The organism is Cryobacterium sp. 10S3, from assembly GCF_034344045.1.
In the GTDB taxonomy this organism is placed as follows: Bacteria; Actinomycetota; Actinomycetes; order Actinomycetales; family Microbacteriaceae; genus Cryobacterium; species Cryobacterium glucosi.
Map to the genome: position 1 here is coordinate 771992 of NZ_CP133773.1, position 23894 is coordinate 795885.

At 69.0% G+C, this 23894-nt stretch carries 24 protein-coding genes; 13 read left to right on the forward strand and 11 right to left on the reverse strand.

What is annotated here, in order from left to right:
• The first annotated feature begins 158 nt into the window (after nt 1-158).
• The 3 genes from RHM57_RS03565 to RHM57_RS03575 all read left to right on the forward strand — a co-directional run bounded on the left by RHM57_RS03565 (nt 159) and on the right by RHM57_RS03575 (nt 4537).
• A complete protein-coding gene (locus RHM57_RS03565) occupies nt 159-1409 on the forward strand; it encodes an alanine racemase (RefSeq protein ID WP_322136211.1) in 1251 nt (416 codons plus the stop codon).
• Nucleotides 1406-2719, forward strand: a complete 1314-nt coding sequence (locus tag RHM57_RS03570) for a D-arabinono-1,4-lactone oxidase (RefSeq protein ID WP_134562006.1) — start codon at nt 1406-1408, stop codon at nt 2717-2719. Before RHM57_RS03565 ends, RHM57_RS03570 begins: the two co-directional genes overlap by 4 nt.
• Before the next feature lie 153 nt (nt 2720-2872).
• Nucleotides 2873-4537 carry a glycoside hydrolase family 1 protein gene (locus RHM57_RS03575; RefSeq protein WP_322136210.1) on the forward strand — a complete coding sequence of 555 codons (1665 nt, stop codon included), beginning with the start codon at nt 2873-2875 and terminating at the stop codon, nt 4535-4537.
• A 55-nt stretch (nt 4538-4592) separates the two neighbouring features.
• Here the strand turns inward: RHM57_RS03575 and RHM57_RS03580 are convergent, their stop codons facing one another.
• Both RHM57_RS03580 and RHM57_RS03585 read right to left on the reverse strand, forming a co-directional pair.
• The gene (locus RHM57_RS03580) at nt 4593-5327 is read right to left on the reverse strand and encodes an ABC transporter permease (RefSeq protein WP_134449479.1); all 735 of its coding nucleotides are present in this window, start codon (nt 5325-5327) and stop codon (nt 4593-4595) included.
• Nucleotides 5324-6130 carry an ABC transporter ATP-binding protein gene (locus tag RHM57_RS03585; protein ID WP_134449480.1) on the reverse strand — a complete coding sequence of 269 codons (807 nt, stop codon included), beginning with the start codon at nt 6128-6130 and terminating at the stop codon, nt 5324-5326. The genes RHM57_RS03580 and RHM57_RS03585 overlap by 4 nt, the downstream gene beginning before the upstream one ends.
• Nucleotides 6131-6301: 171 nt before the next feature.
• On the opposite strand from RHM57_RS03585, the gene RHM57_RS03590 reads away from it, so the two are divergent.
• Nucleotides 6302-6868, forward strand: a complete 567-nt coding sequence (locus tag RHM57_RS03590) for a LemA family protein (protein ID WP_134449481.1) — start codon at nt 6302-6304, stop codon at nt 6866-6868.
• Nucleotides 6869-6880: 12 nt separating this feature from the next.
• Nucleotides 6881-7765, forward strand: a complete 885-nt coding sequence (locus tag RHM57_RS03595; RefSeq protein WP_134449482.1) for a M48 family metalloprotease — start codon at nt 6881-6883, stop codon at nt 7763-7765.
• A gap of 9 nt (nt 7766-7774) precedes the next feature.
• Here the strand turns inward: RHM57_RS03595 and RHM57_RS03600 are convergent, their stop codons facing one another.
• A complete protein-coding gene (locus RHM57_RS03600; RefSeq protein WP_322140704.1) occupies nt 7775-8986 on the reverse strand; it encodes a winged helix-turn-helix domain-containing protein in 1212 nt (403 codons plus the stop codon).
• Nucleotides 8987-9045: 59 nt separating this feature from the next.
• Between RHM57_RS03600 and RHM57_RS03605 the strand changes: the two genes are divergently transcribed.
• Together RHM57_RS03605 and ilvA are read left to right on the forward strand one after the other, a co-directional pair.
• Entirely contained in the window at nt 9046-10389 is a 1344-nt protein-coding gene (locus RHM57_RS03605) for an AI-2E family transporter (protein WP_134449484.1), read from the forward strand.
• A complete protein-coding gene (ilvA, locus tag RHM57_RS03610) occupies nt 10386-11621 on the forward strand; it encodes a threonine ammonia-lyase (RefSeq protein ID WP_134449485.1) in 1236 nt (411 codons plus the stop codon). Before RHM57_RS03605 ends, ilvA begins: the two co-directional genes overlap by 4 nt.
• Nucleotides 11622-11717: 96 nt before the next feature.
• Here the strand turns inward: ilvA and greA are convergent, their stop codons facing one another.
• Both greA and RHM57_RS03620 read right to left on the reverse strand, forming a co-directional pair.
• On the reverse strand, nt 11718-12209 hold the full coding sequence (gene greA, locus RHM57_RS03615) for a transcription elongation factor GreA (RefSeq protein ID WP_134449486.1): 492 nt from the start codon (nt 12207-12209) through the stop codon (nt 11718-11720).
• Nucleotides 12210-12353: 144 nt separating this feature from the next.
• Entirely contained in the window at nt 12354-12785 is a 432-nt protein-coding gene (locus RHM57_RS03620; RefSeq protein WP_134449487.1) for a DUF4307 domain-containing protein, read from the reverse strand.
• Between the two features lie 69 nt (nt 12786-12854).
• Between RHM57_RS03620 and mca the strand changes: the two genes are divergently transcribed.
• On the forward strand, nt 12855-13718 hold the full coding sequence (gene mca / locus RHM57_RS03625) for a mycothiol conjugate amidase Mca (protein ID WP_322136209.1): 864 nt from the start codon (nt 12855-12857) through the stop codon (nt 13716-13718).
• Nucleotides 13715-14017, forward strand: a complete 303-nt coding sequence (locus RHM57_RS03630; protein ID WP_322136208.1) for a hypothetical protein — start codon at nt 13715-13717, stop codon at nt 14015-14017. Before mca ends, RHM57_RS03630 begins: the two co-directional genes overlap by 4 nt.
• On the opposite strand, the gene trhA is transcribed toward RHM57_RS03630, so the two are convergent.
• Nucleotides 14008-14763, reverse strand: a complete 756-nt coding sequence (gene trhA / locus RHM57_RS03635) for a PAQR family membrane homeostasis protein TrhA (RefSeq protein WP_134449489.1) — start codon at nt 14761-14763, stop codon at nt 14008-14010. The two genes, RHM57_RS03630 and trhA, sit on opposite strands and share 10 nt — an antisense overlap.
• Nucleotides 14764-14831: 68 nt before the next feature.
• Between trhA and RHM57_RS03640 the strand changes: the two genes are divergently transcribed.
• The 3 genes from RHM57_RS03640 to RHM57_RS03650 all read left to right on the forward strand — a co-directional run bounded on the left by RHM57_RS03640 (nt 14832) and on the right by RHM57_RS03650 (nt 18292).
• A complete protein-coding gene (locus tag RHM57_RS03640; protein WP_134449490.1) occupies nt 14832-15617 on the forward strand; it encodes an isoprenyl transferase in 786 nt (261 codons plus the stop codon).
• Between the two features lie 8 nt (nt 15618-15625).
• Entirely contained in the window at nt 15626-16747 is a 1122-nt protein-coding gene (locus RHM57_RS03645) for an aminotransferase class V-fold PLP-dependent enzyme (protein WP_134558102.1), read from the forward strand.
• A gap of 246 nt (nt 16748-16993) precedes the next feature.
• The gene (locus RHM57_RS03650) at nt 16994-18292 is read left to right on the forward strand and encodes a PhoH family protein (RefSeq protein ID WP_241984953.1); all 1299 of its coding nucleotides are present in this window, start codon (nt 16994-16996) and stop codon (nt 18290-18292) included.
• A gap of 80 nt (nt 18293-18372) precedes the next feature.
• Here the strand turns inward: RHM57_RS03650 and RHM57_RS03655 are convergent, their stop codons facing one another.
• From RHM57_RS03655 to xseA, 5 genes are read right to left on the reverse strand one after another with little or no spacing between them, the layout of a single operon-like run.
• On the reverse strand, nt 18373-19791 hold the full coding sequence (locus RHM57_RS03655; protein WP_134449492.1) for a class II fumarate hydratase: 1419 nt from the start codon (nt 19789-19791) through the stop codon (nt 18373-18375).
• Between the two features lie 49 nt (nt 19792-19840).
• Complete coding sequence (locus tag RHM57_RS03660) at nt 19841-20500, reverse strand: carbonic anhydrase (protein ID WP_370294599.1); 660 nt, start codon at nt 20498-20500, stop codon at nt 19841-19843.
• Nucleotides 20501-20523: 23 nt separating this feature from the next.
• Nucleotides 20524-21186 (reverse strand): DUF4245 domain-containing protein, encoded by a 663-nt coding sequence (locus RHM57_RS03665; RefSeq protein WP_134558101.1) that lies wholly within the window; start codon nt 21184-21186, stop codon nt 20524-20526.
• On the reverse strand, nt 21183-21428 hold the full coding sequence (locus RHM57_RS03670; RefSeq protein ID WP_370294584.1) for an exodeoxyribonuclease VII small subunit: 246 nt from the start codon (nt 21426-21428) through the stop codon (nt 21183-21185). Before RHM57_RS03670 ends, RHM57_RS03665 begins: the two co-directional genes overlap by 4 nt.
• A gap of 10 nt (nt 21429-21438) precedes the next feature.
• Nucleotides 21439-22725, reverse strand: a complete 1287-nt coding sequence (gene xseA / locus RHM57_RS03675; protein ID WP_322140705.1) for an exodeoxyribonuclease VII large subunit — start codon at nt 22723-22725, stop codon at nt 21439-21441.
• A gap of 89 nt (nt 22726-22814) precedes the next feature.
• Between xseA and RHM57_RS03680 the strand changes: the two genes are divergently transcribed.
• A complete protein-coding gene (locus RHM57_RS03680) occupies nt 22815-23855 on the forward strand; it encodes a 4-hydroxy-3-methylbut-2-enyl diphosphate reductase (protein ID WP_134449618.1) in 1041 nt (346 codons plus the stop codon).
• Nucleotides 23856-23894: the final 39 nt, after the last annotated feature.

A 23894-nucleotide genomic window follows, 5' to 3' on the forward strand; every position in this document is an offset into this window, starting at 1 on the left:
CTCCATTTCAGGGGTCATCTCCCCGATTGTCAACGTGCAACGCGCAACAGGCACGATCCCGCACGGGATTGTTATCCGGCGCGGGACGCGGGCGTAGGGCATACTGACGGACACGAGGCGGATTCGCCGCCCCTCCGTGAGACAGGCCCGATCTCGCCATGACGCTTCCTGACCTGCGCGTTCCCGCCACCGGAGCGCCCTGGCTCCGACCGGAGAGCTACTGGCCGGCCCTGACCGAGGCCACTCGCCATCTCGACACGCCCGTCGCGGCGCTGCACCTCGGAGCGCTCCGCCACAACACCCACGACATGCTGCGACGCGCGGGCGGAACCCCGATCCGCGTTGCTTCGAAGTCGATCCGCGTCCGTGGCGTGCTCGAGGCCATCCTCGCCGTGCCCGGCTACCAGGGCGTGCTCGCGTACACCCTCGCCGAGGCGCTCTGGCTCGCGGAATCCCTCGACGACATCGTCGTCGGCTATCCGAGCGTGGACCGGGGGGCGATCGGGGTCCTCGGCCGCTCGGCACTGCTCGCCTCCCGGGTCGCCCTGATGGTCGACTCGCTCGCCCAGCTCGATCTCATCGACACGGTGATCCCCCCGCACCGGCGCGAGACCATCCGACTGTGCATCGAGCTCGACGCCGGCTGGAAGAACCCGGTGCTCGGGCACCTCGGCGTGCTGCGCTCGCCGGTGCATACCGCCGCGGAGGCCAGGGACTTCGCGGCGGCCATCGTCGCGCGCCCCGGCTTCGCTCTCGTCGGCCTGATGGCATACGAATCGCAGGTCGCCGGCCTCGGTGACCGGCCGGCCGGTCGCCGCCCCCGTGCGCTCACCACCGGGATCGTGAACCGATGGGTGCGTCGCCACTCGATCGCCGAGCTCGGAGTGCGCCGCGCCGCCGCCGTCGCGGCCGTGCGCGAGGTCGCGCCCCTGGAATTCGTCAACGGTGGCGGCACCGGTTCCCTCGAGAGCACCCACGCGGATGCCTCGGTCACCGATATCGCCGCGGGCAGCGGCTTCTTCGGCGGCCACCTCTTCGACAACTATTCGGCATTCACGCCCGCTCCCGCCGCGGCATTCGCCCTCTCCGTCGTGCGGAAGCCGAGCGCGGCGACCGCAACGCTCCTCGGCGGCGGCTGGGTCGCATCCGGACCGCCGGGTGCCGACCGGATGCCTGCCCTCGCCTGGCCGCCCGGGCTCGCCGTCGTGACGCGGGAAGCGGCCGGCGAGGTGCAGACCCCGCTCGCTGGCCCCGGAGCCGCGGCCCTGGACGTCGGCGACCGGGTCTGGCTGCGGCACACCAAGTCCGGGGAGCTCAGCGAACACGTGACAGAATTCGCAGTGGTGGACGACGGGCGGGTCGTCGACATGCTGCCCAGCTACCGCGGCGAGGGAAAGGCGTTCCTGTGACGAACACCGGTGCTCTCTGGCAGAACTGGGCGCGCAGCGAGTCCGTACGTCCGGCCAGGGTTGAGCGGCCCACGAGCGTCGCGGCCGTGCAGCGTGCGGTGATCGCCGCCGCGAAATCCGGGATGCCGATCAAGGCCGTCGGATCGGGGCACAGTTTCTCCGGCATCGCCGTCGCCCCCGGCGTGCTCCTCGACCTGGCCGACCTCTCCGGCATCGTCGGCGTCGACACGGCCACCGGCCGTGTCACCCTCGCCGCCGGCACCCGACTGCACCGGATCCGCGGCTTGCTCGCGCCATACGGGCTGGCGCTCGCCAACATGGGGGACGTCGACCGGCAGACGATTTCCGGTGCGACCTCGACGGGAACCCACGGAACCGGGTCGGCCTTCGGCGGACTCGTCACCCAGATCGTCGGCCTCACCCTCGTCACCGGCGACGGCGAACTCCTGCACGTGAGCGAGACCGAGAACGCGGAGATCTTCCCCGCCGCCCGCCTCGGTCTCGGCGCGCTCGGGATCCTCGTCGACGTGACGATCCAGTGCGTCCCGGACTTCCTCCTGCACGCCGTCGAACAGGCCGAGCCGCTCGGCGAGGTGCTCGACACCTTCGACGAGCGCAGCCGCGCCGCCGACCACTTCGAGTTCTACTGGTTCCCGCACACCGAGAAGGCCCTCACCAAGACGAACACCCGGCTAAACCCGGCCGCCGGGCGCGCGCCGCTCGCGCCGGTCTCCCGCTGGATCGACGACGAACTGCTCGCCAACGGCGTCTTCGGGGCACTCTGCACGATCGGAGCCGTGCTCCCGCAGTCCGTGCCGACGATCAACCGGGTGGCCGAGCGTTTCATGGCCCGGCGGGATTACACGGATGCCTCGACGCGCATTTTCGTGAGCCGGCGCGCCGTGCGTTTTCACGAGATGGAATACGCGCTCCCGATCGCCGCGATTCCGGCTGCCGTGCGCGAGGTCCGCGAACTCATCCAGCGCTCCGGCTGGCGGATCTCGTTCCCGATCGAGGTGCGGTCCGCAGCCGCGGATGACGTGTGGCTGTCCACGGCCCACGGCCGTGAGACCGGGTACATCGCCGTGCATCGTTTCTACCGGGAGAAACCGGCCGAGTACTTCACCGCCGTCGAGGCCATCATGCGCTCCCATGACGGGCGCCCGCACTGGGGGAAGATGCACACGAGGGACGCCGAATCCCTTCGCGAGACCTATCCGCACTTCGACGATTTCGTCGCCGTACGCGACAGGCTCGACCCCGAGCGCCGTTTCACGAACCGGTACCTCGAACGGGTCCTCGGGCGGTAACCGGCCGGCCGGGCGACCTCGGGGTGCGAATTCTCGCGCCGCGCGTGACAGGCTGGTGACCGCGGCCCACGGCCGCTCCACGAACCGGTCGACCGCCCAGCACCCGACGGACCGCACAGCACCCGACCGACACAGTACAGAGAGTCCTCCGAGATGAGCAGCAAGCCGATCAACACCAACACGGTCGCCGGCCGGGCCTGGCCGCACCGCGCCAGCGAACTCGGCGACCGGCTCCCCGACGGCTTCACGATCGGGGTCGCGAGTTCGGCGTTCCAGATCGAGGGCGCCGCCCGCGACGGCGGGCGCGCCGAGTCGGCCTGGGACCCGTTCACGGCGACCGCCGGCCGCATCGTGGACGGGTCGAACGCATCCGTTTCTGCGGACCACTACAACAAGCTGCCCGGGGACCTCACCCTCCTGGGCGAGCTCGGCGTCGACGCCTACCGGTTCTCGTTCGCGTGGTCCCGGGTGCAGCCGGACGGACGCGGGGCGCTCGCGCGCACCGGACTCGCGTTCTACGACCGGCTCGTCGACGGGCTGCTCGCGGCCGGCATCCGCCCGATGGCGACGCTGCACCAGCGCGACCTGCCGCTTGCCCTGCGCGGCGGCTGGCTGAACCGCGACACCGCCTCGCGCTTCGCCGACTACGCCTACGAGCTCGGGGCCGTGTTCGGCGACCGGGTCGATGCCTGGGTCACTCTCGACGAGCCGGCGACCGTGACGCTCGCCGGCTACGCCCTCGGCACGGATGCCCCCGGCGAGGCCCGCCTCTTCGCCGCACTGCCGGCCGCGCACCATCAGCTCCTCGGCCACGGCCTCGCCGTCCAGGGCCTGCGCGCCGCCGACGTGCGCGGCGGCATCGGAATCGCCAACGCGTACTCGCCCGTGCAGCCGGCGAGCGACAGAGAGGCAGACGAAGTCGCCGCCGCGCTCTTCGACCTGCTGCACAACCGCGTTTTCGCCGACGCCGTCCTCCTCGGGAGCTACCCGGTGCCGCCGGAACCCTACGAGACCGAGCTGCGGCTGCTGCTCGAGACGGAGCCGGAGGACCTGCGCACGATCCACCAGCCGCTCGACTTCTACGGTCTCAACTACGTGCAGCCGTCACGGGTGGCGGCCGGGCCCGTTCCGGTCGTGAGCGGTGCGGTCGCCGGCGGCGGCCCCTCCGGCAACGGAGCGGGCGGGGCGCGCGGGGAGGCCGGCGCTGGCTCGGGTCCGCGCGGCCCCGGCTCCCGCGGTCCCGGCTCCCGCGGTCCCGGCTCCCGCGGGCCGGCGAGCCGGGCGGGCGGCCCTGGCGGACCGGGTGCCGCCGGCTCGGGCGTCGGGCCGCGGACCGCCGCGAACGCAGGCAGGGTCGACGAGAACGCGCCCGTGGTCTCCTTCCCGTTCCACGTGCTCCCGTTCCGCGAGTTCACGGTCACGGGGGCGGGACGCGCGATCGCGCCGGCCTACCTCGGCGTCGCCCTCACCGAGCTCGCGACCCGGTACGGCGACGCACTCCCGCCGGTGTACCTCACGAGCCTCGGAGCGAGTTTCCCTGACCAGGTCGACAGCCGCGGCGCCGTCGACGACCCGGCCAGGATCGACTACCTCGCCGAACACCTCGTGGCCGCACTCGACGCCGTTGCACCGGGCAAGCCGGCGGCGGGGGTGAGCATGCGCGGGGCCTTTGTCTGGTCGCTGCTCGACGGCTTCGAGTGGACCGCGGGCTACACCCAGCGTTACGGCCTGGTGCGGGTCGACTTCGCAGACCCCGAGCGGAAGCGCACGCCGAAGTCCTCGTACCGCTGGCTCCAGAAGGTGCTCGCCGCCCGCTGACCGGCGTCCGGTTCCCGCCCGTTCCCGCCCGCCGAAATCCGCGGCGGGGGATGGGTCAGGGGGTGCGGCGGCGGAGCGTGATCGAGCCGACGACGACCGCTCCCACGATCCACGCCCCGATGATGAGCAGTTCGCCGCCGATGTACGCGGCGTCCTGCGAATTCGAGGCGACCGCCTGGAGGGCGTCGATCGCGTGCGAGAGCGGAAGCCAGTCGCTGATGATCCGCAGGGCGTCCGGAAGCTGGTCGCGGGGGAGGAAGATACCGCCGAGCAGGATCTGCGGGAACACGAGCGCGGGCATGAACTGCACGACCTGGAACTCGGTGCGGGCGAACGCGCTCGCGAGCAGCCCGAATGTCGTGCCGAGAACCGCGTCGGCGACGGCGACCGCGAGAAGCAACCAGACCGAACCGGCGATCGTGAGGCCGCAGACCCAGACCGCGTACCCGACCGCGACCGCGGACTGCAGCACCGCGAGCAGCCCGAAGGCGAGGGTGTAGCCGAGGATGAAGTCGCCCTTGCCGAGCGGCATCGAGAGCAGCCGTTCCAGCGTCCCGGTGCGGCGTTCCCGCAGGGTCGTGATGCTCGTCACGAGGAACATCACGATGAACGGGAACAGGGCGATCATCGCCGGCCCGATCCTGTCGAACACGGGCGTGTCGGAGAAGATCCACGCCACCAGGCCGATCAGCAGGCTCGGGACGACGAGGAGCAGCACGATCGTGCGGGGGTCGTGCCGGATCTGGGCGAGCACCCGTCCGGCCGTTGCGAGCGTACGGCGCGGGTTCACAGCGCACCATCGAATCCGGTCGACCCGGTCCCGGTCGGCCGGCCTTCGGACGACGGGTCATCGGCTTGCGGGTCTTCTGGCGACGGATGCCGCCGGATCAGGCTCAGGAACGCCGCCTCGACGTCGTCGGTCGCGGTCGACGCGAGCAGCCCGGCCGGGGTGTCGTCTGCGAGGATCTCACCGTCCCGCATCAGGAGCAGCCGGTCGCAGCGGCTCGCTTCGTCCATGACGTGGCTCGACACGAGCAGGCTCGTCCCTCCGGCCGCGAGCCGGTGGAACAGCTCCCAGAGCTCCACCCGGAGGACCGGGTCGAGGCCGACGGTGGGTTCGTCGAGCACGAGCAGCTCGGGGGACCCGAGCAGGGCGCCGGCGAGCGACACCCGGCTGCGCTGGCCGCCCGAGAGCGAACCCGCCAGCTGGCCGGCATATCTTCCCAGGTCGGTCGCGTCGATCACCCGGTCGACATCGCTCGCGGGGGCGCCGAGCACCGACCGGAAGTACCTCAGGTTCTGCCGCACGGTGAGATCGTCGTAGACACTCGCATCCTGCGTGACATAGCCGACCCTGTTCCGGAGCGAGACGGAGCCGGCGGGGCGGCCGAGCACGGTGACCTCCCCGGACTGCACGAGCTGGACGCCGACGATCGAGCGCATCAGGGTCGTCTTGCCGCATCCGCTCGGCCCGATCAGGCCCACGACGAGGCCACGGGGCACCGTGAGGCTCAACCCGTGCAGCACCGGATGCCTGCCCCGGCGGGCGAACAGGTCCGTCACGTGGACCGCGGGTGCAGACAGATGGCTCATGCCTTTGATTATTCGCCGGTTCGGCCGGAAAGAACCATGGATCGGGGGTGTTTCTTGGAGTCTGGTGGGAAGCGGATGAGAGTGTCAGGCGGCGTCGTTATGATGGCACCATTGTTCGTATGCCGCCGCGGCCCGCTCGCTCGCACCGCTGAAATACAAGGAGACGCTGCCATGGAATGGCTCATCCCGCTACTCATCGTTGTTGTGCTTGTCGTCATCGTCGGAATCTACTTCTGGGCGACGTACAACTCCCTCGTGACCCTCAAGGTGCGGGTGGACGAAGCGTGGAGCGACATCACGGTGCAGCTCAAGCGGCGTGCCGACCTCATCCCGAACCTCATCGAGACGGTCAAGGGCTACGCGGCGCACGAGAAGGCGGTCTTCGAGAACGTCGCCAAGGCCCGCGCCGAGTCGATCAGTGCGACGACCCCTGCGGATGCCGCAGCCGCCGAGAACCACATGCAGTCCGCCCTGCGCAGCATCTTCGCGGTCGCGGAAGCGTACCCGCAGCTCCAGGCCAGCCAGAACTACCTGCAGCTGCAGGCTGAGCTCGTCGACACCGAGGACAAGATCCAGGCGTCGCGCCGCTTCTACAACGGCGGGGTGCGGGAGCTCAACACGAAGATCCAGGTCTTCCCGAACAACCTGATCGCGAAGAACCTCGGATTCACCCAGCGCGACTTCTTCGAGGTCACCGACTCCGCAGCCATCGCGGAGCCGCCTCGCGTCCAGTTCTAGCGGCAGGCCCAGATGTACAGTGCGATCGCGCGGAACAAGCGCAACACCGTTTTCATCATCATCCTCTTCCTGGGGATCATCGCCGGCCTCGGCTGGATTGCCAACGCCGTCTACGGTCGCGGCGGCTACGGCATCCTGATCCTCACGATCGTCGTCGCCGCGGGTTACGCCCTCGTGCAGTACTTCGCGGCCGGGCGCCAGGCGATCGCGATGAGCGGCGGCATCCGGGTGAACAGCAAGGCGGAGCATCCGCGGCTCTGGAACACCGTCGAGAACCTGTCGATCACGACCGGAACGCCGATGCCGGAGATCTACATCATCAACGACCCCGCGCCGAACGCGTTCGCGACCGGGCGCGACCCGCAGCACGCGATCGTCGCCGCGACGACGGGCCTGCTCGCCATCATGGATGACTCCGAACTCGAGGGCGTGATGGCCCACGAACTCGGGCACGTCCGCAACTACGACATCCGGGTGTCGATGGTCGTGTTCGGCCTCGTCGTCGCGGTCGGCTTCATCTCGGACATGTTCCTGCGGATGGCGTTCTTCGGTCGCAATAACAACAACAACGGCAACCCCGTCGTGATGGTCTTCGGCCTGGTCGCGATGATCGTGGCACCGCTCGTCGCCAGCATGGTGCAGCTCGCCGTCTCCCGGCAGCGCGAATACCTCGCCGATGCCACGAGCGCGCTGACGACGCGGCATCCGGATGCCCTCGCGAGCGCCCTCGCCAAGCTCGAGACCTACGGGCGCCCGATGCAGAAGCAGAACACGTCGATGGCGCACCTGTGGATCGCGAACCCGCTCAAGCCCGGCATGATGGCGAAGCTGTTCAGCACGCACCCGCCGATCGAGGACCGGATCGACCGCCTGCACGCCATGGGCAACAAGTTCTGACGACTGCGCTCAGGCGAGAAGGGCGGCGAGTGCCGGCGCGAGAGTACCCCGCTGCGCGACCGTGATCTCGGTGAGCCCCTGCCAGAGGGCGGTCGCGCGCAGCACCGGCGCGAGGCGCTCTGCGGTGTCGGCCGGGGCATCCGCTTCGGCCCACGCCGCCTGAACGCGCAGCACGCCGGCCTGCCGGTCGTTCTTGAGGTCGACGCGCCCGACGAGGGTGTCGCCGAGCAGGATCGGCAGCGAGTAGTACCCGAAGACCCGTTTCGGTTCGGGGGTGTAGATCTCGATGCGGTAGTGGAATCCGAACAGGCGGAGAGCCCTGGCCCGGTCCCAGACCATGGGGTCGAACGGCGAGAGCACCGCCGCGGCGTCCAGGGCCCGCGGCAGCCGGGCGTCCCGGTGCAGCCAGGCGGCACCGGGCGTGCCACCCGGGCCCCAGCCGGGCACGACGACGGGGATCAGCTCGCCGGCGTCCTCGAGTTCATGGATCGCGACGAGAGTCGCCGGCGTCTTCAGGCGGAAGTAGTCGGCGAAGTCCTTCGCCGTGCCGATGCCGTGCGCCCGCGCCGACCGGCGGACGAGTTCGCGATGTGCATCGTCCCGGTGCACCCGGCGGGCCAGCAGCTCCTGGGAAAGAACCTGTCCAGGCAGCGCGTAGACCCGCTCGAACCGGCTGCGGCCCGCGGTGACGACGTCGCCCCAGCGGAACAGCGTCTCGAGACCGCTCTTGACGTCCGACCAGCCCCACCACGGGCCGCTGCGCTTGTTCGCGTCGTGCTCGATCGCACTCGCCGGCAACGGGCCCTTATCGGCCAGTTCCGCGAGCAGCCAGTCGAGCATCGGCCGGTTGCCCTGCGACCAGGCGCCCGGCGTCCGCGCCGACCGCTCGCGGAAATCGTCCATCCGCCAGGCGAACAGCGGCCAGCTCTCGAGGGGCACGAACGAGGCCTCGTGCGCCCAGTACTCGGTATAGCGGGCCTGCTTGCCGACAGCGAAGGTCAGCCGGTCGAGCTGCGCCTTGTCGTAGCCGCCGAGCCGACTGAAGGCCGGCAGGTAATGGCTGCGCTCGAAGACGTTGACCGAGTCGATCTGCAACAGGCCGAGCCGCGTCACCAGGGCGTCCAGCTGGCGGATGCCGGGGACGGCCGGGACGGGACGCCCGAATCCCTGGGCGGCCAGGGCCACGCGCCTGGCGAGTGCGGGGGAGAGGGACTGGACCATTCCTCGACCCTAGCGAGGACCGGGGACAGTGACTGCCTCCGATTGCCTAGACTGGTCCGATGACGGAATCCGCGGGTAGGCCGGGCTGGAGCGCACTCCTCACCGGGCGGCGCAGACGTGCCGCCCCGATCGGCCGGGAGCCCGGCAGCGGGCCAGGTACGGGAGCTCGCACCGCGGCCGGCGAACGGGCCGGAGCGGCAGCGATCGCCGTCGTCTCTGCTCCGCCGAACGGCGTCGATGAGAACGTCCCGGCGGGAATCCGGCTCGCCGGCGCGTGGTCGTGGCGGCTCCTCGCCGTCTTCGCCGTCATCGCCGTCTTCCTGTTCGTCGTCGTGCAGCTCCGGCTCATCGTCATCCCGCTGCTCATCGCCGTGCTGGTCTCCTCGATCGTGGCGCCCTTCGTCTCCTTTCTCGTGCGGCACCGCTGGCCCAAGGGCCTGGCCATCGCCGTCGCGGTGCTCACCACTCTCCTCGTCCCTGCCGCCCTGATCACGCTCGCGGCGACCCAGCTCGCCGGCGGCCTCTCCGGCCTCAGCGACCGGCTCGCCGGCTCCTACGGCGACCTCAAGGCGTTGCTGCTCGCGTCACCGCTGCACCTCACGGAACCGCAGATCAACGACTACCTGCAGCAGGCGCTTGCGGCGATCCAGGCCGACAGCCAGGTCTTCCTGAGCGGCGCACTCTCGCTCGGCACCTCGCTCGGCCACGGTCTCACCGGGCTGCTGCTCACGCTCTTCAGCCTGCTCTTCCTCCTGATCGACGGCCCCGGAATCTGGGCCTGGATCGTGCGGATCTTCCCGAGGCGGGCACGGGCGGCGATCGACGGCGCCGGGCAGGCCGGCTGGACCACCCTCGGCAATTTCGCGAAGGTGCAGATCCTCGTCGCCTCGATCGACGCCCTCGGCATCGGGCTCGGCGCGTTCCTGCTCGGCGTCCCGCTCGCCATCCCGATCGGTGTCCTGGTCTTCCTCGGTTCCTTCATCCCGATCGTGGGCGCCGTCGCGACCGGCGCCGTCGCCGTCGTGATCGCTCTGCTCTTCAACTCCTGGCCGATCGCGCTCGCCATGCTCGGGGTCGTGCTCCTGGTCCAGCAGGTCGAAGGGCACGTCCTCCAGCCACTCATCATGGGAACGGCGGTCAAGGTGCATCCGCTCGGCGTTGTGCTCGTCGTCGCTGCGGGTTCGTTGCTCGCCGGGATCCCGGGGGCGCTCTTCGCGGTTCCGGTCGCGGCCGTGCTCAATGTCATGATCAACTACATTCAGGGCGGCAGTTGGCGTGCCGACCTCCCTGACGTTCCGCGGGGTACCGGATCGCCGCTGTGGCGGACCGTCCCGCAACGACCCGGCTTCACCAGGACCAGAAGAAATCCGTCCAGCACGACCACTACCGAAGGCACCCCATGACCAACCTGTCCCTCGTCGGGCCGAGCCTCGCCGAGTTCGAAGCCGCCCGCGCCGTGGTCTCCCAGGTCGCCGCCGTGACCCCGATGGAAGGCTCCCGCTACCTGAGCGCGGTCCTCGGCGCCGAGGTGCACCTCAAGTGCGAGAACCTGCAACGCACCGGTTCGTACAAGATCCGTGGAGCGTACAACCGCCTCTCGAAGCTCACCGACGAGGAGAAGGAACACGGCGTCGTGGCGGCCTCGGCCGGGAACCACGCCCAGGGCGTTGCGTTCGCCGCCCGCGAGCTCGGCATCAAGGCCACGATCTTCATGCCCGTCGGCGTCGCCCTGCCCAAGCTCCAGGCCACCAGGGACTATGGCGCGCACGTCATCCTCCGGGGCAGCACGGTCGCCGAGCCGTTGCTTGCCGCCGCGGCGTACGCCGCGGAGACCGGTGCGATCCTGATCCCGCCGTTCGACCACGCGGACGTGATCGCCGGCCAGGGAACGCTGGGCCTCGAGATCCTCGACCAGGTTCCCGACCTGCACACCGTCGTCGTCCCGATCGGCGGCGGCGGACTCATCTCCGGCGTCGCGAGCGCGCTGAAGCAGAAGGCGCTCCTCGACGGTCGCACGATCCGGATCATCGGCGTGCAGGCCGCCAACGCCGCCGCCTACCCGCCATCCATCGAGGCGGGGAAGGCGATCGAGGTGCCGATCCTGCCGACGATCGCCGACGGCATCGCCGTAGCGAAGCCGGGGCTGCTCAACTTCGAGATCATCAGGGACGTGGTCGACGAGATCGTCACCGTCACAGAGGACGACACCGCCCGTGCGCTTCTCGTGCTCCTCGAACGCGCGAAGCTCGTCGTCGAACCGGCCGGCGCCGTCGCGGTCGCAGCCATCCTGGCCGGCAAGGTCACCCCGGATGGCCCCACCGTTGCGATCCTCAGCGGGGGCAATATCGACCCCCTGCTGATGCAGCGTGTCATCAGCCACGGCCTTGCGGCATCCGGTCGGTATCTCACCCTGCGCATCATGCTGCCGGACCGCCCCGGACAGCTCGCCCGCATCTCCGAGCTGCTCGCCGAAGCGCACGCCAATGTCGTCGAGGTCCTGCACACCCGGCACGGCGTCGGACTGCAGATCAGCGAGGTCGAACTCAACGTCAGCGTCGAGACCCGCGGCCCCGACCACCGCCAGCACGTCGTCGACGTACTCACCTCGGCCGGTTACGACCCCCAGATCGACTGAGGGTCGCGTCGCGGGACGACTGTGGCCGTTACGGTCGACTGCGGCCCGTGCACGGGGCGCAGTCGACCGTAACGGCCACAGTTGCCGCGGATGCTGCTAGTCGCCGCCCCAGGTTTCGACGGCGAAGATCTCCACGGCGATTTCCTTGCCGTTCGGGGTGGTGTAGCTCGTCTTCGATCCGACCTTGAGGCCGAGGATCGCGGCGCCGAGCGGGCTCTGCTCGCTGTAGACGTTGAGGTCGCTGTCGCCGGCGATCTCGCGGCTGCCGATCAGGAAGCGCTCTTCGTCACCGGCGATGGTGGCGGTGATCACGGTTCCGGACTCGACAACGCCCTTGCTCTCGGGGGCGTGGCCGACCTCGGCGTTGCGGAGCAGCACGATGAGCGTGCGGATGCGCGCCTCCTGCTTGCCCTGTTCGTCCTTCGCCGCGTGGTACCCCGAGTTCTCCTTGAGGTCGCCCTCTTCACGCGCGGATTCGATCTTCTTCGCGATCTCGATCCGGCCGACGGTGCTCAGGGCCTCCAGCTCGGAGGCGAGGCGGTCGTACGCCTCCTGCGTCAGCCAGGTGACGGTGGTTTCAGTAGTCATGGGTGGGTCTCCTCCTCATGCTCGAGTCATGCGTGTGGTACCGGATGTGCGTGATCGTGCGGTGTTGTGTGCGTGATTCCGGGCGGATCGCAGCAGGAAAACAACGCTCGCCCCGGCGAAGAACGTCGGGGCGAATACGTCAGTCTAGGTCAGCCAGCACCGGTAAATCAATCCGGTGGTGGCGGGCTCGCTCGTCAGTAGCTGCTCCGTGAACGTACGTGAATACTGGTCACTCGGCGGCAGGTCGATCACCTTCCACCCTACGACCGCGAAGCTCTGGTTGAGCGCCTCGACCGCGCAACTCGCCGGTGACCCCACCGGAATCGAGGCCTCGAAGGTCACCGTCACGTTCCGGTCGTCCTGGACGACGTTGCGGATGTCCCTGGTTTCGAGCAGGGGCTGGGAGGCGCCGAGCCCAACCCAGACGACCCAGCCCACCAGCACGACGGCGAAGGCCCCGGCGGTGATCCACAGGGACCGACGGTCGCGCAGGCGCCGGTTCGGGGCGCGACCGTACCGGGAATCCAGGGTGCCCTCGCTGCGGGTACCGCTGTCGACGTTCCTGCTGCCGGTCACTCAGACTCCACACTCACGGTTCAACGATTAGTCTTGTCCCTAGGTTATCCGCCATTTCTGAGGAGTCCGATGACACTGCGCCTCCTGGCCGTTCACGCCCATCCCGACGACGAGTCGAGCAAGGGGGCTGCGAGCTATGCGTACTACCGGAGCCGCGGCGCCGAGGTCATGGTCGTGAGCTGCACGGGCGGAGAGGGCGGCAGCATCCTCAACGACGCCCTCGCCGACACGGCGATGGCCGAGCGAGACATGGCCGGCCTGCGCCGACGGGAGATGCGCCAGGCGCAGAAGGCCCTCGGCATCGAACACCGGTGGCTCGGCTACCAGGATTCCGGCATGAACGAAGACGGTTCGGTCCCGCCGAATTCCTTCTCGACCATCGACCTCGAGTTCTCCGCGGAACCGCTCGTGCGGATCATCCGCGAATTCCGCCCCCAGGTCCTGATCACGTACGACGAGAACGGCGGATACCCGCACCCGGACCACATCCGCTGCCACGAGGTCTCGATGGCCGCGTATCGCGCCGCCGCGGACCCCACCCGGTACCCGGGTGACGGGGAACCATGGCAGATCGACAAGCTCTACTACGATCGCATCTTCAACCTCGAACGCATCGATGCCCTCTTCCTGCTGCTGAGCGTCAAGGAACCGGAGTCCCCGCTGCTCGAGCCGCTCGGGGAGGCCCGCGACTGGATGAAGAACTACCCGGCCCTGGCGACGACCCACGTTCCGGTCGGCGACTTCCTGGACGCGAGGGACGCGGCGCTGCGGGCCCACGCGAGCCAGGTTTCCCCCACGAGCAGCTTCTTCTTCTGGCCGAACGACCTCATCCGTGAGGCGTGGCCGTACGAGGACTTCCAGCTCGTCGAATCGAAAGTTGAAACGGTCATGCCTGAATCAGATCTGTTCGCCGGTATCCGGGACGAGGCATGAGCGCCGTCCTGTTCCCGCACCTCGTCGACGCGGTGACGGGCTTCATGCTCGCCAACACGCCGCCGCCCGAATTCAACCCCGACACCGTCACGCCGGGGCCCGCCGGCTTCCTGGCGATCCTCTTCGTCGTGGTCGCCGTCGTGCTGCTCGGCTTCGATCTGGTCCGCCGCATCCGCCGCACGACGTATCGCGCGGAGATCGCCGAGCGCCTGCAGGCGGAACTCGCTGCCTGCGTCGAGGCGGAGACGCACCCGGGTGAGGCATCCACCCCGCGGGAGACCCAGCAGCCTCAGGGGTAGAGCGGATGCGTGGCGATGATCAGGATCGCCGCCCAGTGGCAGAGGAACGCGACAACGGTCAGGCTGTGGAAGATCTCGTGGAACCCGAAGACCCCGGGAAACGGGTTGGGCTTCTTGAGCGCGTAGATGACAGCGCCGACCGAGTAGCACAGGCCGCCGATCATGATGAGGGTCATCATCGCGGCGTTCGCCTGGAAGAAGTCGACGATGAACATCAGTGAGCCCCAGCCGAGAAGCAGGTACAACGGCACGTAGAGCCAGCGCGGTGCGGTGATCCAGAACACCCGGAAGGCGATGCCGAGAAGTGCGCCGCCCCAGACGAGGGAGAGCAGGAGCACGGACTTCGACGGCGGTAGCGCGAGCACCGTGATCGGCGTGTAGGAACCGGCGATCAGCAGGAAGATGTTGGCGTGGTCGATGCGCTTGAAGACGAGCTTCGTGCGCGGCTTCCAGTTGATGCGGTGGTACAGCGCCGAGTTACCGAACAGGAGCAGGGAGCTGATCACGAAGACGAGGCAGCTCCACTTCGCCGCGGGTCCCTCTGCGAGGGACAGAAGCACGATCCCCGCGACGATCGTGACCGGGAAGGTGCCCGCGTGGATCCAGCCGCGCCAGGTGGGCTTGAGATCCTCCGGCCGGGGCACCTCCGACTCGAGCAGCGGCAGCTGCGGGATGAACTCGTCGTCGGGCGCCTTCAGCGGCTGTCGTGCGGTTGCGTCGTCCCCGGTGCTGCTCTCTGCGGCCATGCAGCCAGAATACGACAGCGAACATGCCGGAAGAAGCACGGGCTGCCCGAGTGGGCTAGCGTAAATACGTGCAGAAGAGGCAGGTCCCCTTGGCGCGCGACATCCTCTACCGGTTGTACGAGCGCCGCCTTCGTCGCGGGCTGACGCCGGAGAACCTGCCACGCCACGTCGCGATGATCATCGACGGCAACCGCCGCTGGGCCCGGCAGCTCGGGCTCGAGTCCGCCGCACACGGCCACCGTGCCGGCGCGGCGAAGATGCGGGAGTTCCTGAGCTGGTGCGACGACCTCGGCATCTCGGTGGTCACGCTCTACCTACTCTCCTCGGACAACCTCACCAACCGCCCGAGCGAGGAACTCTCCGAGCTCACCAAGATCATCGCCAAGCTCGCCGAGGAGCTCTCGCGCCAGCGCAACTGGCGGGTCCAGCAGGTCGGCACGAAGAAGGGCCTGCCCGCGCCGCTCATCGCGGCGCTCTGCGACGCCGAGACCCGCACCGCGGGCAAGAAGGGCATGCACATCAATCTCGCGGTCGGCTACGGCGGACGCACCGAGATCACCGACGCCATGCGCAGCATCGTCGCCGCGCACCTCGAGAACGGGCACACCCTCGCGGACCTCGCTGAGACGCTTACTCCCGAGCTCATCGGCCAGCACCTCTACACCGGTGGCCAGCCCGACCCCGACCTCGTGATCCGCACCTCCGGTGAGCAGCGGATCAGCGACTTCATGCTCTGGCAGAGCGCCCACAGCGAGTTCTACTTCGTCGAGGCGCTCGGACCCGACCTCCGCCAGGTCGACTTCCTGCGCGCCCTGCGCGACTTCGCCAAACGCCAGCGCCGCTTCGGAAGCTAGGAGACCGGATGACCGAGATCGATGCCTATGCCGCGGGGTTCGTCGAGGAGCCCGGTTACCTCGACTACGGCCGCGTCGGACCGCTCTCGGCGACGGTGGTGGCCGAGAGCCTCGGCCAGACCGAGATCCTGTCCCGCGCCCGCTTCGGCAGCCTCGACCACCTCTTCCAGCAGGACGAGCGGATGCGCGAGGCCGTCTCCGCCGTGACCGGTTTCCGGGCCGACCAGGTCGTCTGCGAGCCGAACACGACGACCGGCATCATGCAGGCCATGTTCGGCCTGACCGGGGGCGTGCTGCTCTCGCCCGGCGATTTCCCCACCGTCCCCTTTGCTGCCGTGCGCGCGGCTGAGGCCCTGCGCGTCGTGACCCCGATCTGGCTGGGGACCGAGCACGGCAGGGTGACCCCCGGCGAGATCCGCGAGCAGCTCACTCCCGCGACGGTCGCCGTCGCGGTCTGCCTCGTCGACTCGCGGACCGGATTCCGGGTGGACCTCGACGGCATCCGCCAGGTGATCGGCGACCGTCTGTTGATCGTTGACGCGATCCAGGGCTTCGGTGTCACCGACGCAGCCTATGAGATGGCGGATGTCGTCGCATCCGGTGGCCAGAAATGGGTGCGCTCGGGCTGGGGCACCGGTTTCCTGGCGCTGAGCGACCGTGCGGTCGAACGACTCGTTCCGGTGTTCTCGGGCTTCGCGGGAACGGACGTTGCCGAGCCGTGGGACGAGGTGCTGCCGCCCAGCCACAGCGCCCGCGCATTCCGGGTCAGCAATGGAGACGCGATCGCGCAGGCGCGGTTCTCCGCGGCTCTCGAAGAGATTGCCGTGACGGGCATTCATAACATCGAGGCCGCGGTCGCGGACAACGTGTCGCAACTGATCGACCTCGCCGACGAGTACGCGGTACCCGTGGTGTCGCCGAGGGATGAACGCGAGCGGGCCGGGATCCTCGTGCTCGAGCCCCCTCCCGCCCAGCTCAACACGCTCACGATCGCCCTGCACAACCACGGGATCACCGCAACGACCCGCGACGGCCGGGTGCGGCTCAGCGCCCACGCCGTGCTCAGCGTCGAAACCGTGGACATGCTGCGCGGGGCATTCACGTCGTATGCGACGGCGGCCATTTACTGAGTCCCAGATGCCGCGCCCATTAACGTCTGGTGACAATGTGTGTGTCGCACTTCCGATATTCACCGAGTGTAAGTAGCGTCATCCCCATCAGGTACGGCGCCTGATCGAGACGGCCACATAAGTACGGCTCGAGAACCCCCGTGGCCAGCTCGCCAACACAATCCGCGCCTTTCGAGGCACGGGGTGGGAGTGGTTGTGACCGCTAATCAGACCGACTATCAGGGTTCGAACCAGACGGCTTCCGACATCAAGCAAACCGAGCGCACCTTCGTGCTGGACACCTCGGTCCTCCTGTCGGATCCCAAGGCGATCTTCCGGTTCGCCGAGCATGCCATCGTGCTGCCGGTCGTCGTGATCGCCGAACTCGAATCCAAGCGCAACGACCCGGAGATCGGGTACTTCGCCCGCCAGGCCCTCCGGCTCCTGGACGAATTGCGTGTCAAGCATGAACGCCTCGACTTCCCGATCCCGGTCGGAGAGGGTGGCAGCCTGCGTGTCGAGCTGAACCACTCCAACATGTCGGTGCTCCCCTCGGGCCTGCAACTCGGCGACAACGATTCGAGGATCCTCGCGGTCGCGATGAACCTCGCCAACGACGGTCTCGCCGTCACGGTCGTCTCCAAGGACCTGCCATTGCGGGTCAAGGCGGCATCGATCGGCCTGCTCGCGGATGAGTACCGACACGAGCTCGCGGTCGATTCCGGCTGGACGGGGATGGACGAGATCACTCTCGGGTCGAACCAGATCAGCGAACTCTACGACAACGAGGTGCTCAACACCCGTCTGGTGCAGGACATGCCGATCAACACCGGCCTCGTGGTCCATTCTGACCGCGGCTCGGCGCTCGGCCGGGTCACCGGCAAGGGCGAAATGCGGCTCGTGCGCGGCGACCGGGACCTGTTCGGCCTCAAGGGCCGGTCGGCGGAGCAGCGCCTGGCGATCGACCTGCTGCTCGACCCTGAGATCGGGATCCTCTCCCTGGGAGGGCGAGCGGGGACGGGGAAGTCGGCGCTCGCGCTCTGTGCGGGACTCGAAGCCGTCCTGGAACGCCAGCAGCATCGCAAGATTATGGTGTTCCGCCCGCTCTACGCGGTCGGCGGCCAGGAACTCGGCTATCTGCCCGGTGACGCGAGCGAGAAGATGAGCCCGTGGGCCCAGGCGGTCTTCGACACCCTCGGCGCGCTCGTGTCCGAGAACGTGCTCGAAGAGGTCCTCGAGCGGGGGATCCTCGAGGTCCTGCCGCTCACCCACATCCGGGGCCGTTCGCTGCACGACGCGTTCGTGATCGTCGATGAGGCGCAGTCCCTCGAGCGCAACGTGCTGCTCACGGTGCTCAGTCGCATCGGGCAGAACTCGCGGGTGGTCCTCACCCACGACGTCGCCCAGCGGGACAATCTCCGGGTCGGCCGCTTCGACGGCGTCGCATCCGTGATCGAGACGCTCAAGGGGCATCCGCTGTTCGCCCACATGACGCTCACCCGCTCGGAGCGCAGCGCGATCGCCGCGCTCGTCACCGAGATGCTCGAGGGCAACGACCCGAACTGACCCCGCGATCCGGCGAAGGTGCCCTTTCCGGTCGAGAGTGACCCGCGGAAAGGGCGCCCTCGACCGGAAAGGTACCGGGGCTAGGCGGTGCGCGCGGGGGGACGCGTCATGCTGAGCAGGTCCAGGGCCGTGTCGAGCTGGGCCAGGGTGACTTCGCCGCGTTCCACGAAACCGAGGTCGATGACGGCCTGGCGCACCGGGACGCCGTGCGCGACCGCGTGCTTGGCGACCTTCGCCGCGGCCTCGTAGCCGATCACCCGGTTGAGCGGCGTCACGATGGCGGGGGAGGAGCCGGCCAGGGCCTTCGCCCGGTCGAGGTTGGCCTCGAGCCCGTCGATGGTCTTGTCGGCGAGCACCCGCGTCGCGTTCGAGAGCAGGCGGATCGACTCGAGCAGCGCGGTGCCCATCACGGGGATGGCCACGTTGAGCTCGAAGGAGCCAGACGCGCCCGACCATGCCACGGTCGCGTCGTTCCCGATCACGCGGGAGCAGACCATCAGCACGGCCTCGGGGATGACCGGGTTGACCTTGCCGGGCATGATCGAGGAGCCGGGCTGAAGATCGGGGATCTGCAGCTCGCCGAAGCCGGTGTTGGGGCCGGAGCCCATCCAGCGCAGGTCGTTGCAGATCTTGGTGAGGCTGACCGCGATGGTGCGCAGGGCACCGGATGCGTCGACGAGGCCGTCGCGGTTGGCCTGCGCTTCGAAGTGGTCGCGCGCTTCCGTCACGGGAAGCTCGGTCTCGGCGACCAGGAGCTCGATCACGAGCTGGGGGAAGCCGGCGGGGGTGTTGATGCCGGTGCCCACTGCAGTGCCGCCCAGGGGCACCTCGGCGACGCGGGGGAGGGCGCTGCGGATGCGCTCGATGCCGAGCCGCATCTGGCGGGCGTAGCCGCCGAACTCCTGGCCGAGGGTGACCGGGGTCGCGTCCATCAGGTGGGTACGGCCGGCCTTGACGGCATCGGCCCAGAGCACCGACTTGGCCTCGAGGGCGACGGCGAGGTGGTCGAGCCCGGGGATGAGGTCGTCGATGAGCGCGCTCGTGACGGCGAGGTGCACCGACGTGGGGAAGACGTCGTTCGAGGACTGCGAGGCGTTGACGTGGTCGTTCGGGTGCACCGGGCGGCCGAGGGTGCGGGTGGCGAGGGTCGCGAGCACCTCGTTCATGTTCATGTTCGAGGAGGTGCCGCTGCCGGTCTGGTAGACGTCGATCGGGAACTGGTCGTCGTAGAGACCGGTGATGACCTCGTCTGCTGCTCCGGCGATCGCCTCGGCGATGTCGCCGTCGAGCACCCCGAGCTGCGCGTTCGCGAGGGCGGCGGATTTCTTGATGCGGGCGAGGGCCGAGATCTGCGCGGGTTCGAGGACGGAGCCGGAGATCGGGAAGTTCTCAACGGCCCGCTGGGTCTGGGCGCCGTAGAGGGCGTCGACGGGAACCTGCACCTCGCCCATCGTGTCGTGTTCGATTCGGTAGCCGGCATCTGCGGTTTTTTGCACCACTGTGTGTAAGACCTTTCGATTGGGAGACGGTACTGCCCGGGCTGTGGGATCAGACGTTGCCGACGACGACGTCGGGAACGGCCCGGCCTTCGAGCAGTCGGTAATTGGCGCCGACGATAGCCAATGTACCCGCTGCGACGGCGTCGCTGATCAACTCGGACTGTTCCAGGAGCTCGGTCACGGTGTCGCGCAGGTGTTCTCTGCCGACCATGAGTGCATCGATGCTCCCGGGTTCGGTCAGCGTCGCATCCGTCGCCGCGACCACCCGGTGCACGGCGGGCACGATCTTCTCAATGATCCGGCCGATGTGCACGGGCAGGGGAGCCGCCCCGGGCGCCTGCGCGTCAACGGCGGCCTGGACCGCGCCGCAGCCGTCGTGGCCGAGCACGAGGATGAGCGGGACCTTGAGCACGGCGACCGCGTACTCGAGGGAGCCGAGCACGGAATCGGAGATGACCTGCCCGGCGTTCCGCACGACGAAAAGGTCGCCGAGGCCCATGTCGAAGATGATCTCGGCGGCGAGACGCGAGTCGCTGCACCCGAAGAGGGCCGCGGCCGGGGTCTGCGCGGTCGCGAGCTCGGTGCGCCGGTCGACGTCCTGGCGCGGATGCTGCGGCTCGCCGTCCACGAATCGCTGGTTGCCGCGCTGCAGCCGGCTCCACACCGCTGCCGGGCCCACGGCGTCGCCCGGGGCCGCAGCCTGGCTGATGAGCACGTCTTTGCCCCGTCCGGTCACTGGGTCACCGCCTGTCCGTTGGCACTGATCTGGGCGGCGATCGCGGTCGCGACCGCCGCGAATTCGTCTTCGTCTGCCGTTCCGACGAGCAGGTAGCTGCTCGTCCCTGCGCTCGTCACGAGGGCGTATTCGAAGTTGCCGCGGTCCTTCTCGGCCGCCGGGTTCCGGTAGACGTCCCAGGTGACTCCTGCGAGGGTGAGCGTCTGGGCTGCGGGGGCGTCGTTCAACTGCTGCCCGATCCAGGTCGGATTCGCGCCGAGGGCCTGGGTGAGGCCGATGAACTCGTTGCGGGGGGTCAGCAGGCCGATGTACCAGGACGGGATCTTGTCTGTGCCTCCGAGACGCCACTGGGCGGCATTCGCCCGCCAGCCATCCGGGAGCTCAGGGACCACAAGCGGCTCGTCGATCCCGACCTGCACCTGGCTCGCGACGGCGGCGAAATCGACGGTGCGGTCGACGGGCCCGTCGCTGCGCGGGACGAGGAGGACGAGAACGAAGACCGCACCGAGGGTGGCGAGGAGGGACAGGACCAGGTTGTTGACGGTCTTGCGCGACCGGTAGTTCCGCGAGTTCGTCGCGAGGCGGTCCGCCGTCTCCTGGGCGGTCTCAGGCCTGCCGAGCTCGGCGACGACCCGGGGCGGGCGCTTCGTGGTGGTCATTCGGTGCCGGGGCCGGTCGAGGGGGAGGCGGAGTCCAGTTGGCGCGCGCGAGCGGCGTCGAGGCGGGCCTTGGCTCCGATCAGCCATTCCTCACAGCGGCTCGCGAGTTCCTCGCCGCGTTCCCACAGGGCGAGGGACTCTTCGAGGGTCGAAGAGCCCTGTTCGAGGGCGCTCACGACCCGTACGAGTTCGTCCCTGGCCTGCTCGTAGCTCAGGGTGGAGATGTCGGCGGGAGCGGTCATGGCGTCCATTCTATTGAGTCCTGGCTGTCGTCTTCGGCCCGGTGGCCGGGTCAGCTGCCGGGTCCGCGGCCGGGTCTGCGGCCGGCTCGGCGGACGGGCCTGCTGTGGCCGCGAGGGTTCCCGCGCCGAGCGTGATCCTGAGCCGGGTACCGTCCGGAGCATCGGCGGCGGCACGCAGCACGTGGCCGTCCCGCACCTGCACGATCGCGTAACCGCGGTCGAGGGTGCCCTGCGGGGACAGCGTGCGGAGCCTCGTGCGGAGCTCCGTGACGACGCCGGCGGATGCCTCGACGACGCGTTCCACTAGCTCCGTTCCCCGGGCGACGTACCGGGTGAGGTCCTCGGCACGGGAATCGACGATCCAGGCCGTGCTGCTGAGCACGGGGCGTGACCGGAGCTGGCCGATCCGGTCGACCTCGGCGGCGAGGATTCCGGTCAGCCGGGTGCCCAACCGGGCCCTGGCCTGCTGGACGCGGTTGAGCTCGTCCGAGACGTCGGGAACGACCCGCTTGGCGGCATCCGTCGGGGTGGAGGCCCGGAGGTCGGCGACCTCGTCGAGCAGGGGCCGGTCGGCCTCGTGGCCGATCGCACTGACCAGGGGGGTGGTGCAGGCCGCCGCGGCGCGGAGCACGCGTTCGTCGCTGAAGCCGAGCAGGTTCTGGAAGTCGCCGCCGCCGCGGGCGACGATGATGACGTCGACGTCGGGGTCGGCATCGAGGCGCTGGATCGCGGCGACGACCTCGGCCACCGAGCGGTCGCCCTGCATGGCCGCGTACGCGAGGTGGAAATCGACGGCGGGCCAGCGCAGCTGGGCGTTGCGGATGACGTCCTTCTCGGCGTCGGAGTCCTTGCCGGTGACGAGGCCGATGCAGTGCGGCAGGAACGGGAGCGGTTTCTTGCGGGAGGCGGCGAAGAGGCCTTCGGCCGCGAGCTGCTTGCGGAGACGCTCGAGGCGTTCGAGCATGTCGCCGAGGCCGACGTGGCGCAGGTCGAAGACCTGCATGGTGAGTGTGCCGCCCTTGACCCAGTAATTCGGCTTGACCAGGGCGATGACGCGGTCGCCCTGCTTAAACTCGTCGCTCAGCCGGGCCTTGACGGACGACCACACGGTGAAGCCGACGGTGGCGTCCTCGCTGAGGTCTTTGAGCTTGCCGTACACATTGCCGCCACTGACGCCCCACTGGGTGATCTCACCCTCGACCCAGGCTGTGCCGAGCCGCTCGATGTAGCCGCGGATCTTGTTCGCCAGCAGGGCGACGGGCCACGGAGCCTCGAGGGTGGGTGGTGCATCGGTCATGAATCGTTCCTCCCACGGCCTGTCCAGCCACGCACCCATAGAATGAGCCGGTGACTATCAGCTCGGATTCAAGCGTTATCGGCCTCGGCATGCCCCGGATTCCCCGGGCACGCAACGTCCTCAAGGATACCCCGGTGGATGGGCCGAAACGGGTGCTGCTCGCTGCCCCGCGCGGCTACTGCGCGGGTGTCGACCGGGCCGTCATCGCGGTCGAGAAGGCGCTCGAGCTGTACGGAGCGCCCGTCTACGTGCGCAAGCAGATCGTGCACAACGTGCACGTCGTCTCCGAACTCGAGAAGCAGGGCGCCATCTTCGTCGACGAGGTCGATGAGGTGCCCCGCGGCTCGCACCTCGTCTTCAGCGCCCATGGAGTGTCGCCGGCCGTCGTCAGCGCGGCCGCTGCGCGGGGGCTGCGCGCGATCGACGCGACCTGCCCGCTCGTCACCAAGGTGCACCGCGAGGCCGTGCGCTTCGCCCGCGATGATTTCGAGATCCTGCTGATCGGCCACGAAGGACATGAAGAGGTCGAGGGCACGGCAGGGGAGGCACCGGAACACACGACCCTCGTGGGCAGCCCGGACGAGGCCGACACGATCGTGGTGCGCAACCCGGAGAAGGTCGTCTGGCTGTCGCAGACCACCCTCAGCGTCGACGAGACCATGGAGACCGTGAGCCGGCTCCGCGCCCGGTTCCCGCTGCTGCAGGATCCGCCGAGCGATGACATCTGCTACGCCACCCAGAACCGGCAGGTGGCGATCAAGAAGATCGCCGAGGCCTCAGACCTCGTGCTCGTCGTCGGTTCGGCGAACTCGTCCAATTCGGTGCGCCTCGTCGAGGTCGCCCTCGAATACGGCGCCCGCGCCGCCTACCGGGTCGACTTCGCGAGCGAGGTCAAGCAGGAGTGGCTCGACGGCGTCGCGACCGTCGGAGTGACGAGCGGGGCATCCGTGCCCGAGGAACTCGTGACCGAACTCCTGCGCGACCTCGCCGGCGCCGGATTCGGTGACGTGCAGGAAGTGAAGACCGCCGAGGAGGACCTGCTGTTCTCGCTCCCGAAGGAACTGCGCAAGGACCTTGCGGGCAACAACGACGCACGGGCCCTCGGCGGGCGAGTGACCCGGGTCGAGTAGCGCCGATCATCGTGGGGCGCCGGTGGGGGGCGCCCGCGT